We start from the raw sequence: 12,323 nt of genomic DNA on the forward strand, positions 1-12,323 counted from the left end.
GCTCGGCGCCCCCTCCCTCGCCCCGGCCGGCTGGCATGGCCCCGGCTCCCTCGCCAACTCCCACGCCGCGTCCGACGACGAGCGTGGCGCCGGCACCCACTCCGACGCCCGCGCCCCGGCCGCCCCCGGTGGCCAGCGCCGCGCCGACGCCCACTGCGACGCCCGGACCCCGTCCGACGACGACGGTGACGCCGGCGCCACGGCCCATGGGCCCTCCGCGCCCGTCTGGCCCCCCCGCGAGGACGGGGCCGGGCGGCCCTCCGAGGGCCGGTGGCTTCGGCGGACGTCCGGGCGGCTTCCGTCCCTCGACGCCCCGCCCGCCTCCCACGCCGGAGCAGATCCAGGCGCTGGCGGCGCGTGAGCACGTCCCCGCCCGCATCGCCAAGGGCGAGCTGGAGGGGAAGATGAAGTGCCGCGTGTGGCGCAAGCTGCACGCCGAGGAGGCCAGGCGCTTCGACCAGGTCTACGAGCTGATGGGCCAGACGCCCGGACTGTCGCTGGGGGACGCCTTCGGCGTGCTCCAGAGCGGCATGACGGTGGCGGAGTTCATGGCGCGCAAGGAGCGCACCCAGCGCAAGGCCGCCATCAAGCAGGCGCGCGGCGAGGTGGACAACGCCGTGGTGGCGGAGTTCCTCGCCAGCCTCATCGGCGCGAAGTCCGAGGTCTCCGTGGTGCTGGCGGAGCGCTCGCTGCTGGACACGCTGGTGACGGAGGAGCCCATCGCCTTCACGCTGGAGCGCACCGGGCGGCTGGAGAAGCTGCAGGTGGTGCTCATGGCGCGCCGCGCGGACTGGGAGCGGCTGCTGCCCGGCCTGGAGCGTGACGCGAAGCTGACGCAGAAGCCCGCGGCCGTGGCGCGCCAGCCGGACAAGCGCCCCTACTCGGACCCTCGCGCCTTCCTGGACCACCTGGGCGACACCGTGAAGCTGGTGCTGCGCAACGGCATCACCCTGAAGCTGCCGCTGATGCACGTGGGCCGGTTCGACCTGCTGCTCGGCGAGACGGGCCACGAAATCTTCGTGCCGCTGCACGCGCTCTTGCGCTTCGAGCCGGACACCCACGCCGCCGCTCCCGCGGACGAGGCCTGAGGGCCCACCGTCCGCGGGGCGCCGTGCCCCCTCCCCTCCTTCCTTCCGGGATTCACACCATGCGCCGCTTCGTCTCCCGCATCATCAAGCCCTGGCTCGCCCTGGCCGCGACGGCCGCCATGGTGGGCGCCACGCAGCAGGGCTGCTCCAAGGACGCCTCCACCTCCGCGAAGGCCCCCGAGGCCCAGGCCCCCGCCGCCGCGGCCGCGCCCGAGAAGCGCGAGAATGGCGTGCGCGTGGTGGAGCTGGCCGTGACGGAGAAGGGCTACGAGCCCAGCCCCGTGAATCTCAAGAAGGGCGAGCCGGTGAAGCTGGTGGTGACGCGCAAGACGGACCACACGTGCGCCACCGAGGTCGTCATGGACGGCTACGACATCAACACCCCGCTGCCGCTGAACCAGCCGGTGGAAATCGCCTTCACTCCCAAGGAGTCCGGCAAGCTGGTGTACGGCTGCGCCATGGGGAAGATGATTTCCGGCGTTTTCATGGTGGACTGAAGACGTAGGCCGAAATCTGTCCTCCGCGGCGGGGCGGCCTTAGGCTCGGCGGCCGCATGGGCGGCGCGGCGGACCTCTTCACCCGGCATGTCTTCCTGGACCTCGAGACCACGGGGCTGGACCCGCGCGTGGACGAGGTCATCGAGCTGGGGTGCCTCTTCTACGAGAACGGACGCGAGGTGGACCGCTTCGCGCGCCTGTACTCGGCGTCGAAGCCCCTGCCCCTCACCATCCGGCGGCTGACGGGCCTGACGGACGTCGACCTGATGGGCCGTCCGCGCTTCGGCGCCGACCTGGAGGAGCTGCGCGAGCGGCTCGCCGGGTGGACGGTGGTGGCGCACAACGCGCCCTTCGAGAAGGGCTTCCTCCCCCACCTGCTGACTCCCATCCGCGCGCCGGTGCTCGACTCGTGCGAGCTGATGCACTACCTGCACCCGGAGCTGTCCAGCCACTCGCTGGAGTCGCTGCTGCGGTGGGCGGGGCTGGCCCTGAAGCAGCCGCACCGGGCGGTGTCGGACTGCGAGTCCGTCCACTCGGTGCTGGTGCACGCCATGGAGCGCTGCATCCGCGAGGGGCGCGGGGACGACATCTCGGACCTGCTGGCCGCGTTGGACCCACGCCCGGGGCGTGAGCACGCGGGCGGCCCCTTCGAGTACGAGGAGTGGCCGCTGGTGGACCTGCTGTCGCGGCTGCTCGCGGCGTGCCGGGCGGAGTCCGTGCCGCTGAAGCTGGAGACGCAGGGCGGCTTCCTCCGAGGGCGGCCGGAGCGGCGGCGCGCGAGCGGCGCGTCGGCCCCGCCCGAGCCGGACGCGGACGCGCCGGTGCTGCCGGTGCGCGCGGACGAGGTGACGGCGGTGCTGGGCGGTGGCGGCGCGCTGGAGCGCTTGGAGGAGGGCTTCGTCAGCCGGCCCGCGCAGCTCGACGTGGCGCAGGCGGTGGCGCGCGCGCTGTCCGACGGCGGGCAGGTGGCGGTGGAGGCCGGGACGGGCACGGGCAAGTCGCTGGCGTACCTGGCGCCCGCGGCCCTCTTCGCCGCGCGCAACGGGCGCAAGGTGGGCGTGGCGCCGCACACGAAGACGCTGCAGGACCAGCTGCTGGAGAAGGACCTGCCCCGGCTGCACCGGGCCCTCAATGGCGCCTTCGGCTACGCGCTGCTCAAGGGGCAGACGAACTACCTGTGCCGCCGCCGCGCGCTGGAGGCCACGCGGGTGGAGCCCGGCATGGGCCACTCCGCGCGCGCGCCCCGCGCGTACCTGCGCGCGTACCTGCGCCGCTCGGGCGAAGGCGACCTGGACCGGCTGAGCCACTGGTTCCGGGAGCGCTTCCCGGTGATGCTGGGACTGGTGCCGGCGGTGCGCTCGGAGGCGGCGACGACGCTGGGCGACAAGTGCCCGCACTACCACCAGTGTTACTACCACTCGGCGGTGGCGCGGGCCCGCGAGGCGGACGTGCTGGTCATCAACCAGTCGCTCGCCTTCGCCTGGCCCGCGCGCTACCCGAAGCTGGAGCACCTGGTGCTCGACGAGGCGCACGAGGTGGAGGACGTGGCCACCACCGCGAAGACGGTGGAGCTGTCCGACACGGCCTTCCAGCGCCTCACGGAGCGGCTGCACGGGCGCGACGGGCGGCACGGCCTCTTCGCGGAGCTGCGGCGGGCCCTGAGCGCCTCGCGGCGGGAGGACTCGCGCGCGCTGATGGGCGAGGTGGAGGACGGGCTGCGCCGGCTGCTGGACGAGGCGCGCGGCCTGGGCCTCCACGTCACGGAGCTGTGCGAGCCCGCCGCCACGGTGGTGGGCGAGGACGCGGATGAGGCCGGCTACGCGCCGGAGCTGCGGGTGACGGCGGCCGTGCGCGCCCTGCCCACGTGGGAGCCCGTGCGCGAGGGGCTGGAGGCGGTACGCGGCGCGCTGCAGGCGCTGCACACGCTGCTGGCGGTGCGGGTGCTGGCGGCGCTGCCGGAGCTGGCGGCGCGGATGCCGGCGCTGGAGCGCGAGCTGTCCGGGGCCACCACGGAGCTGGGGGAACTGGCGGTGCTGGCGGGCGAGCTGTCCGGCGAGCCCGCGCCGGGGCGGTGCTACTCGGCCACGGCGGAGCCGAAGCGGCAGCGGTGGAGCGTGAGCGCGCAGCCGGTGGACGTGTCCGCGTACGTGTCGCGCGACTTCGCGGCGAGCAAGCGCTCGCTGGTGCTGGCCTCGGCCACGCTGGGCCCGGGGGACGGCGTGCCCTTCGTGCTGCGGCGGCTGGGCCTGGACGGGCGCGGGGAGCAGCCGGCGCCGAAGCTGGTGCGGGCGCCCTCCCCCTTCCGGCTGAAGGAGCAGGCGCTGGTGGTGCTCGTCACCGACGCGCCGCGCGCGCACGAGGAGGCCTTCGTGGAGTGGGCCGCGCTGCGGATTTCGGGGCTGGCGCGGACCATGGGTGGGCGGGTGCTGGGGCTCTTCGCCTCCACGCGGCGCATGGAGCGCGTGGGCGCGGAGGTGCGGTCGCGGCTGGAGCCGCTCGGGATTGAAGTGATGCGGCAGTCGCGCGGGCACAGCCGCTCGCTGGCGGCGCGGCAGGAGCGAGACACGGGCACGGTGCTCCTGGGCACCAAGAGCTTCTGGCAGGGCGTGGACATCCCCGGCCGGGGCGTGGGCTGCGTCTTCATCGACAAGCTGCCGCTGGAGCCCGCGCTGCGCCCGCTGGTGGCCGCGCGCGAGGAACCGCTGTCCCGCGAGGGCGGTGAGTACCTGGGCTTCCTCCAGTACCGGCTGCCCCGGGCGCTGCTGCTGCTGCGCCAGGGCGTGGGCCGGCTCATCCGCTCCACCACGGACCGGGGCGTCGTCATCCTCGCGGACCCGGGCCACCCCAGCTACCGCGCGCACCTCATGAACGCGCTGGACGGATACCGCGTCGAGGCACTCCCGTGGGCCCAGGCGCGCCTGCGCATCCACGGCGTGCTCCGGGAGACGGGCCTCACCGTGGACTCGCAGCCCGAGCGCTCGTGGGGCTGAGCGGTTCGAGTCCGAACACGCTCGAAAATCCCGGCACGTGAAGTCCATGAGACTGGACGCTTCCGCGCATCCTGGACGGTGCCTCGGATGCGTGTGAGCGCCCTGCCCTCGCGCGGTACGCCGTGCACGACTGGCGCGCGGCTTGCCATGTCCCGACGGCATTGACGCGCGAGGCTGCCGACCGCACGCTTTCACGGCATGGGATGGCACGCGGATGACAAGCGTCGTGGGCAGACCTTTCCTCGGGCGCCCACGCAAGAGGAGTGGGATGCGATGGGGCCCGAGGAGCGGGCAGAGGTCGTAACGTCACTGCCGAACGAGGTGACGGACCGGGAGATGTCACCGCCGGAGGGGGACCGGCACCAGGAGGGCAAGCACCGCACGCTGGACGTGCTGCGAGGCTTCTTCCGCCACCGGCGGCGCAAGGTCTATGTGGGCTCCGAGCTGCCCATCTACTACCCGGGCGAGAGGCGCTTCGCGCCGGACCTGCTCGTGGTCTTCGACGTCGAGCCACACAGCCGTGGGAAATGGCTGGTGAGCCACGAGGGCAAGGGCCTGGACTGGGTCATGGAGGTACACGAAGGCGGCGACCGGAAGAAGGACGCCGAGTTCAACGTGGCTCGCTACGCCCGACTGGGCATCCCCGAGTACTTCATCTACGACCGCTCCCGGGAGCAGCTGCTGGCCTACCGGCTGAAGACGCCCCGGGCGCGCACGTACACGCCCATCAAGCCGCGCAAGGGGCGCTTCACCTCGAAGGTGCTCGGACTGGAGTTCGAGCTCCGGGACGACAAGCTGCTCATCTGGTCCGGAGAGCAGCTGCTGCTCGAATCCATCGAGCTGGCGGACCGTCTCCAAGAGAAGCTCGAAACGGTCCAGCAACGCGCCGACGCGGAAGCGCGGGCGCGGAGGAAAGAGGCCCGCCTTCGCAGGGAAGCGGAGAAGCGCCTGGCCGCGGCGGAAGCGGAGCTCCAGAAGCTCCGCCGCCGCCAACACTGACGCGGCCTTCTCCCCTACTGCTCCAGCCGGGTCCTGTAGCGGGCCTCCAGCGCGCGCAGGTCCGCCACCACTTCCGGAGAGGCGCCGGAACTCTCCGCCGCGCTCAGGGCCTTCGCCAGCGTCCGCGCGTCCTCCTCGTGCTGGTCGCGCAGCCGCTGCACCATCTTCCGCACCTCCTCGAAGAGGTCCCTCAGCTCGTCGCCATCGCGCAGGCCGTACTGCGGCGGACGCAACCGTCCGTCATGCACCTCGCCCACCATGCGGCGGATGCGCAACAGCGGCCCCGCCACCCGGTGCGTCACCACGATGGTCCCCAGCGCCACCACCAGCGTGAAGCCCGTGAGCAGCCCGCCCAGCACCCACCACGTCAGCCGCTGCTGCCGCTCCAGCTCCGCGCGCTGCGCGACGATGGCCGAGCGCTCCGCCTCGTACGCCGCGTCGATGGTGCGCGCCTTCTCGCGGAACGTCGCCTCGAACTCCGGGTCGTCCATCCGCTCCAGCAGCTCGTTGGACAGCGTGGCGCCGGACAGCTCGCGGCTCACCTCCGCCGCGCGCGAGCGGGCCTCCACCGCCGCCGCCGTCTCGCGCATCAGCGCCCGCGCCGCCCGCACCAGGAACACGCCCAGCAGCGCCGACAGCACCAGCGTCACCACGACGATGTACGCCGTCAGCTTGAGCTGGAAGCTCGTGTCCAGCAGGAAGTTGCGCCACCGCCGCTTGGCCGGCGCCACGGAAGCCGTGGTCGTCGTCATGTCTCGCTCCACTCGAAGGTCTCCGCCGCCTCCTCCACCGCCTTCGGCACCAACGCCTTGAGGAGGTCCGCGGGCTCGGCGCCCGCGGCGTTCACTTCCACCTGCCCCATCAGCGACAGGTCCGGGTACGTCATGCAGACGATGGCCACCCGCAGCCCACCGCTCTCCGTCGCCTGAATCTCGGGAGTGATGCGGAAGCCCTGCACGCCCAGCTTCTTCAGCGCGCCCTTCGCCGCCGCCTTCGACTCCTTCACCGGCGCCAATTGCGCCCCGCGCCGCACCAGCCGCGAGCGCAGCCGTGCCTCCGTCGCCTTCACCAGGTCCGCCGGCAGCTTCCCCGTGCGGTCCTTCAGCCCGTCCATGGCCAGATAGAGGCGCGGAGGCCGCGACTGGTACGCCTTCAGCGCGTCCACCGCCTCGCTCACCGCCGTCTTCACCGCCGCGTCCGCCTCGCCCTTGTGCGCCTGGAGGCACCCCAGCGCCGACGGCTCCATCAGCTTCGCCAGGCTCTTCGCCGCCGCCGCGCGCACCAGCTCGCTCGCGTCCTTCAGGCCCCCGCACAGCAGGGGCACCGCCTGCGGGTCCTCGGTGGCGCCCAGCACCAGCGCCGCCTGCGAGCGGGTACGCGGGTCCTTTCCCTGCTGAAGCTGGCGCCCCAGGAAGGCAAGACGGGAGTCACCCTGGGCCAGGGCCGCGCAGGGCGCGAGAAAAAGGAGGACGAGGAGGGAAGCCGGCAGCCGCATGTGGGGGGACGCGTGCCCTCATTCTAGCCCTGACTGCCGCGTGTCGAACAGTTGCACACCCCCCGTGTCGCACCCACCTTCCCTCCGCGGAGTCGCTCAGAGGGTCCTCCATGAGGGGGGGCGGGATGACGGTGGCCGGCTGGTACGAGGCCGCCGCATGGGCGGGGGAGCCACACCACATGAGAAGAAGCATCCTTGCGGCCGTACTTGTGCTGACGGGACTCGCTGGCACGGCGTGCCGCGACTCGGACCGTCTGGTTCCCGTGGGAATGCCGAGCGCCGCCGGCCCCGACCCCACTCCGCCGCTGCCGGAGCCGCAGCCCGCGCCCACGCCGCCTCCGGCGCCACCGCCCACCGAGCCGCCTCCGGCTCCGCAGCCGCCGCCTCCGGACCCCGAGGGCCCACCGCCCCTGCCGGACAACCTGGACCGCACGCCCGCGCCCACGCCCGACGGCGTGCCCGGGCCGCTGCCCGGTGTCTACACGGACCTGGGCCCCGCGAAGAACACGGACGTCATCCGCGGCCTCGTGGCGCTGCCCATCCGCAACCGGGCGGAGCTGGAGGGCGCCATCAAGGAGATGTACGACCCGAAGAGCGACCGCTTCCGCAAGTACATGACGCCCCAGCAGTGGAACGCGCGTCACGCGCCGTGGGAGCGGGACGTGAAGCTGGTGTCGGACCACCTGGAGTCGGTGGGCCTGAAGGTGGAGCGCGTGGCCACCAACCGGCTGTTCATCCACTTCACCGGCACCGTGTCCCAGTTCAACGAGGCCTTCGGCGTCCAGCTCATCGTGCTGTCGCGCAAGTCCCCGCAGGGCGGCAATGACCCGCACAACGTCTACGGCCTGCCGCCCGACGCGGAAATCAAGGCGCCGCAGTACGTGAAGGAGCGCATCGCCTCCATCGTCGCGGTGGACCTGCCCACCGACCCGGGCCCGCTGCCCGGCGAGTTCGGCGAGGTGCCCACGACCCCGCCGCAGCCCCTGAGCGCCGGACTCACCCCGCAGCAGGTGGCGAGCGCCTACGGCCTCAATCCCCTGTTCCAGCGCGGCTTCCGCGGCAAGGGCGTGAAGCTGGGCGTCACCATCGGCGCCTCCTTCCGGTGGAAGGATTTGCGCGCCTTCTGGAAGATTTTCGGCATCGAGCGCAGCGACCCCGTCGTCATCCAGACCATGGAGCCGCCCGGGACGCGCTACCGCGAGGGCCAGCTCGACGTGGAGTGGGCCAGCGCCATGGCCCCCGAGGCGGACATCCTCGTCTACATGGGACCGGATGCCCGCAACACGTCGATGATCTACACCTTCAACGAAGCCATTGCCCGGGGCGAGGTGTCCGTCATCACCGACTCGTTCGCCCACCGTGAGGACTCCGAGCCCCGGGCCGTGCGTGAGGCGTACAGCGACGCGGCGATGATGGCCGCCGCGCTCGGCATCACCGTGATTGCCGCGGGCGGTGACTCGGCCGGCGTGGACGTGCCCTCCTCCAGCCCCTACGTCACCTCCGTGGGCGGCACCCAGCTGCGGATGAACGGCAACACCGTGGTCAGCGAGGTGACCTGGCTCTACTCGGGCTCGGGCATCAGCCTGACCTTCCCCACGCCCGAGTGGCAGCAGGGCCTGCCGCAGGCGCCGCGCCGCCGCGCGGTGTCCGACGTGGCCCTCAACGCGGACACCGGCTACTGGTACACGTGGCTGGGCAACACCATCCCCAACACGGGCACCTCGTTCGGCTCGCCCATCTTCGCGGGCATCATCGCGGTGGTGAACAGCGCGCGGGCGGCGGAGAACAGGCCCGTCGTCGGCTGGCTCAACTCGCAGCTCTACACCCTCCCCGCCGTGCAGGACTCCTTCCGGGACATCACCGTGGGCGTCACCGACCGGCAGTACGAAGCCGGCCCCGGCTGGGACATTCCCACCGGGTGGGGCGCTCCCAACGCCCAGGGCCTGTACAACACCCTCCCCTGAAAGGGGGGCCCCGGCCCGAAAGGCGGGTGGGAGACAGTCCGCGGGCCCCTCTCCCCGGTGTGAAACCGGGGTGGGAGGGGCCCGGCGCCGTTCCGCTGATCCGGAAATCAGCCATCCTGGGGTAACGTGCGGCGCTCCAGGAGGGCTCGCCAGGTGTCTTTCACTTCCCGGTTGGAAGGTCTGCTCCAAAACGTGGGGTTGGGCGGTGTCGTGGGTGAGGTGCGCGCGAAGCTGGGGCTCGGCCGCGACAAGGCTCCAGCCCGGAACGAGGTGGCGAGGTACACCCCGCCGCCTCCGCCCCCGGCTCCGGCGAAGACCGTGGTCGAGCGCACCCCGCGCCCGCGTCCCATCCCCGAGGTCGAGACGGTGGCCATGCCCACTCCCGCTCCCGCCTCCATTCCCGAGCCCGGGGCCCGGGTCGAGGCCGCGCCCGTCGAGGAGGCGCCCCCGGCTCCGAAGGCCGCCGCCTCCAAGCGCGCCCGGGCGAAGAAGGCCCCGGCCGCGAAGGGCTCCAAGGGCGTGAAGAGCACGAAGGCCGCCGCGCGGGCGGCCGAGGCCGCTCCGGCGAAGAAGGCCCGCAAGGGCGCGTCGACGGCCCGGCCCAAGGCGAAGAAGGCCGCGCGCGGGAGCGGTGAGGCGGCGGCGCAGGACGCGTCCGTGGCCGTGAGCCGGCTGGTGGAGGCGCTCCGGGCGCACCCCCAGCACGAGGCGCTCATCTCCGCGGGCAAGCAGAAGGACCAGCTCGTGCGCTCGCTCATTCCGCTGTACCTCGCCCGCTCCGTGGACGCGGACCTGGAGGTGACGTCGGGCACCACGTCCCGCTTCTGGGGCGAGCTGGGCGTCACGTACGCCGCGCCCAACGCCGCCAAGGCGCTCCGCCTGCACGGCGGCTATGCCCAGGACACCAAGAAGGGCAAGGCCATCACCGCGCGCGGCATCCAGTACGTGGAGGAGGCCCTGGAGCGCCTCCGCCAGCCGGCGTCCCGGTAGACGCGCGGCCGTCCAAAGAGGGGGAGCAGCACATGGGAATGCGTGCGTTCGTCGTCGCGTCGCTCGCGCTGGCGCTGGCCTGGGCCCCGAGCGCGGGGGCCGAGGAGGCCGTGGCGCTCATCTGGAAGGGCTCCAAGAACAAGGCGGACGTCGAGTCCCTGGAGCCCACCTGGAACCGGCTCGAGGCGCTGCTGTCCGCGGGGGGCGTCACCCTCCCGGAGGGCTTCCCCAAGCTCGTCGAGAGCCGCACCGTGCGCGGCCTCAAGCCGGGCTTCTGGGTCTGGGTCGTCGGCTTCTGCCCCGGCGATGACGGCGAGCGCGCGATGGAGCTGCTGAAGATCGTCGCGCCCGACACGTACGCACGCGACGTGAACATCCCCAGCAAGAAGCTGGCGTGCCCCGAGGTGGACGGGGCGTCGCTCGCGGAGGACTCCCACTCCTTCAAGCTGAGCCGGGAGCGGACGCTCCGCGTCTTCACCCACGAGGAGTCCCAGGAGCCCGAGGGTGACGCGCCCGGGGACTCGTACACCCGCACGCACTACACCTTCGCCCTCATGGACAAGGCGGGAGCGGTGCTCGATACCGCGAGCGCGGTGGGCGAGGAGCGCTTCTCCGGCGACGTTCGCCAAGGCCCCTCGGGCTACCACTGCCAGGTCTCCGACTTCACCCACGATGGCGAACTCACCGTGGAGTTCGTCCGCTCCTGCTCGGCGACCATCGCGGAGTGTGGCTCGGTGGTGAGCCGGGACGAGGTCACCTTCCTCACGGTGGCGGGAGACCGGCTGAAGACCCGCGAGGGGCGCCGCAACGAAGAGCGCATGGAGTGCGGCGAGGACTAACCGACACCGGGTCGGCACTCCGGGGCATGGTGCGGCCCCGGGTGTAGCACCGCATCCTCTCGCCCCCACTTCCGGAGAGGACGGGGATGCGGAGAGCCCTCCATGGCGGATTGCTGTGCGTGCTGCTGCTCGTGGCGGGTGGCGCCCTCGCCCTGCCCTCGCCCCAGGCGCCCGACGGGGGAACACCGTCCGCCGGAGGCCCGTCGCCCATGTCGGACACTCCGACGGCCACGGATGGGGGAACGCCCTCCATCGCCGAGGAGGCCACCGAGACCGAGCAGCCCGAGCCGCCCAAGACGGAGGAGCCTCCCGAGGAGGTGCCGGGCGCCATCATCGACCCGGAGCTCACGGGCATCGTCGTGAGGGTGGGCCCCGCCACCGAGGAGGACCTCAAGCGCGGGTACGTGACGTTCCGCGGCCGCATCAAGGTGGACGTCAACTACGACTTCCGCCCCATCGGCAACGAGGAGGACTTCGTCCCCGCCTCCATCCCCATCGGCTCACCGCTGCGCGGCAACAACCTCAACTTCAACGCGCGGCAGAGCCGCCTCTTCTTCGAGGGCGGCAAGCTGTCCAGCCTGGGGCCGCTCGTCGGCCACGTGTCCGCGGACTTCTACGGCGAGGGCGCCAGCGGCGGGAATCTCCGCGTGTACGAGGCCTACGCCACCATCGGCCCGCTGCTGGCGGGCCGGAAGTGGTCCACCTTCATGGGCCTGGAGGCCATCCCCGACACGCTCGACTTCCAGGGGCCGGGCTCCATGCTGGCCGCGCGGCGGGAGATGCTGCGCTATGCCCCCACGCTGGGGCCGCTCCTCTTGCAGGTGTCGCTGGAGCGCCCGGACCCGGACATCACGCTCGGCGACGTGGAGGCGGAGGCGGTGCGCACACCGCTGCCGGACCTGGCGGGCTCGGTGGAGTGGGACTTCGCCGAGGGCCGCAACGTGCGCGTGGCGAGCATGGCGCGGTGGTTCTCCTATTACGCGTTCGACGGCCCCGAGGACACGGCGGTGGGCTGGGGCGCCATGTTCAACGGGCTCTGGACGTGGAAGCGCACCGGCTGGCGCGCGTCCGCCCAGGTCCACTACGGCAGCGGGCTGGGCAGCTACATCAGCGACCTCGCGGGCCAGGGGCTCGACGCGGTGGTCGTGGCCCCGGGGCGACTGGAGACAGTGGATTCGCTCGGCTTCTACGTGGGCCTGGAGCCGCAGTGGACGGAGTGGCTCGGCTCCACCTTCGTCTACGGCTACCTCGAGGTGCTGTCCCCGCCCGCCTCGCTGCCGCCCACCACGCTGAAGCGCACGCACTACCTGTCCGGCAACATCAAGGTGCGGCCCGTGCCCTCCTTCGAGTTCGGCTCGGAGCTGCTCTTCGGCAGGCGTGAGGACCTCGACGGCGCCGGGGACAACGCCGTGCGCCTCATCCTCTCCACCCGCTTCTTCTACTGAGCCCCGCCCTCCCGTC

At 72.5% G+C, this 12,323-nt stretch carries 11 protein-coding genes; 8 read left to right on the forward strand and 3 right to left on the reverse strand.

Features of this window, described 5'->3' with window-relative positions; translation table 11 throughout:
- A partial coding sequence (locus HG543_RS54405; protein WP_211193789.1) for a hypothetical protein occupies positions 1-208 on the reverse strand: 208 nt, incomplete at its 3' end.
- Here HG543_RS54405 and HG543_RS07550 point away from each other — a divergent pair.
- From HG543_RS07550 to HG543_RS07565, 4 genes are all read left to right on the forward strand, one after another.
- Positions 207-1,088 (forward strand): hypothetical protein, encoded by an 882-nt coding sequence (locus tag HG543_RS07550; protein WP_246356830.1) that lies wholly within the window; start codon positions 207-209, stop codon positions 1,086-1,088. The two genes, HG543_RS54405 and HG543_RS07550, sit on opposite strands and share 2 nt — an antisense overlap.
- Before the next feature lie 59 nt (positions 1,089-1,147).
- Entirely contained in the window at positions 1,148-1,585 is a 438-nt protein-coding gene (locus HG543_RS07555) for a cupredoxin domain-containing protein (protein WP_169344010.1), read from the forward strand.
- A gap of 56 nt (positions 1,586-1,641) precedes the next feature.
- Positions 1,642-4,575, forward strand: coding sequence for a helicase C-terminal domain-containing protein (locus tag HG543_RS07560; RefSeq protein WP_169344011.1), 2,934 nt, complete (start codon positions 1,642-1,644; stop codon positions 4,573-4,575).
- A 273-nt stretch (positions 4,576-4,848) separates the two neighbouring features.
- Positions 4,849-5,574, forward strand: a complete 726-nt coding sequence (locus HG543_RS07565) for a Uma2 family endonuclease (protein ID WP_169344012.1) — start codon at positions 4,849-4,851, stop codon at positions 5,572-5,574.
- A gap of 14 nt (positions 5,575-5,588) precedes the next feature.
- Here the strand turns inward: HG543_RS07565 and HG543_RS07570 are convergent, their stop codons facing one another.
- Both HG543_RS07570 and HG543_RS07575 read right to left on the reverse strand, forming a co-directional pair.
- Positions 5,589-6,326: a sensor histidine kinase gene (locus HG543_RS07570; protein ID WP_169344013.1), complete on the reverse strand. Its 738-nt coding sequence runs from the start codon at positions 6,324-6,326 to the stop codon at positions 5,589-5,591.
- Positions 6,323-7,069: a HEAT repeat domain-containing protein gene (locus HG543_RS07575; RefSeq protein ID WP_169344014.1), complete on the reverse strand. Its 747-nt coding sequence runs from the start codon at positions 7,067-7,069 to the stop codon at positions 6,323-6,325. Before HG543_RS07575 ends, HG543_RS07570 begins: the two co-directional genes overlap by 4 nt.
- A 269-nt stretch (positions 7,070-7,338) precedes the next feature.
- Between HG543_RS07575 and HG543_RS07580 the strand changes: the two genes are divergently transcribed.
- From HG543_RS07580 to HG543_RS07595, 4 genes are all read left to right on the forward strand, one after another.
- Entirely contained in the window at positions 7,339-9,033 is a 1,695-nt protein-coding gene (locus HG543_RS07580) for a S53 family peptidase (RefSeq protein ID WP_246356831.1), read from the forward strand.
- 153 nt (positions 9,034-9,186) lie between these two features.
- Positions 9,187-10,023: a hypothetical protein gene (locus HG543_RS07585; protein WP_169344016.1), complete on the forward strand. Its 837-nt coding sequence runs from the start codon at positions 9,187-9,189 to the stop codon at positions 10,021-10,023.
- A gap of 32 nt (positions 10,024-10,055) precedes the next feature.
- Positions 10,056-10,862: a hypothetical protein gene (locus HG543_RS07590; RefSeq protein ID WP_169344017.1), complete on the forward strand. Its 807-nt coding sequence runs from the start codon at positions 10,056-10,058 to the stop codon at positions 10,860-10,862.
- 86 nt (positions 10,863-10,948) lie between these two features.
- Positions 10,949-12,307 (forward strand): DcaP family trimeric outer membrane transporter, encoded by a 1,359-nt coding sequence (locus HG543_RS07595; protein ID WP_169344018.1) that lies wholly within the window; start codon positions 10,949-10,951, stop codon positions 12,305-12,307.
- Positions 12,308-12,323 lie beyond the last annotated feature (16 nt).

It is taken from the genome of Pyxidicoccus fallax (genome assembly GCF_012933655.1).
Taxonomy (GTDB): domain Bacteria; phylum Myxococcota; class Myxococcia; order Myxococcales; family Myxococcaceae; genus Myxococcus; species Myxococcus fallax.